The sequence below is a fragment of the Pseudomonas sp. AU11447 genome (assembly GCF_001672555.2).
Classification (GTDB): Bacteria; Pseudomonadota; Gammaproteobacteria; order Pseudomonadales; family Pseudomonadaceae; genus Pseudomonas; species Pseudomonas nitroreducens.
The window spans coordinates 1-415 of the sequence record NZ_LZDG02000014.1 but is presented as its reverse complement, the minus strand read 5'-3'; the positions used below and the strand labels follow the sequence as shown (position 1 = coordinate 415).

1 protein-coding gene and 1 other RNA gene are annotated in these 415 nt (G+C 60.7%); both read left to right on the top strand.

Annotation, left to right across the window (positions count from 1 at the left end; all coding sequences use genetic code 11):
* The first annotated feature begins 86 nt into the window (after window positions 1–86).
* Window positions 87–338 carry a hypothetical protein gene (locus A6723_RS00685; RefSeq protein WP_054906986.1) on the top strand — a complete coding sequence of 84 codons (252 nt, stop codon included), beginning with the start codon at window positions 87–89 and terminating at the stop codon, window positions 336–338.
* An RNA gene (locus A6723_RS00680) (hammerhead ribozyme type II) lies at window positions 337–408 on the top strand. The genes A6723_RS00685 and A6723_RS00680 overlap by 2 nt, the downstream gene beginning before the upstream one ends.
* Window positions 409–415: the final 7 nt, after the last annotated feature.

Genomic DNA, 415 nt, shown 5'->3' with positions numbered 1-415 from the left:
CATGACCTGCGCCTTCATCCCAAGCGGGTGCGCCAGATCGCCCGCGACTATCACATCACCTTTCATTGCCTGCGCTAGGGGGATTCATGAGCAAGTTCACCATCACCATTACCGAGGAAAGCAACGGGCTGAGCATCGTCCTGGATGGAACAGGCAAAAAGGATGGCCCGGCCGCTATCACCGCATTGGCCCTTCTGTATGTCGCCAAAGACATCGTGCCAAAGGCCACCAAGAGTGCGGCAGAGAAAGGGACTTGCCAGTGCGACAAGTGCAAGGCCGCCCGTGCGGAGGCTCAGGGTCAGGCGCCATCAACCGAGGGGAAACCCACCATCCACTAAGCGAAACCGCCCCGGCCTGGCCGGAGCGGTCTGCCCAGCGTGGTGGCTGGGTACTGACGAGCAGCCGAGGAATACAT

Bases quoted from the DNA above. Each gene is read 5' to 3' on its own strand.
- A6723_RS00685 (WP_054906986.1), top strand. From the start codon at position 87: ATGAGCAAGTTCACCATCACCATTACCGAGGAAAGCAACGGGCTGAGC.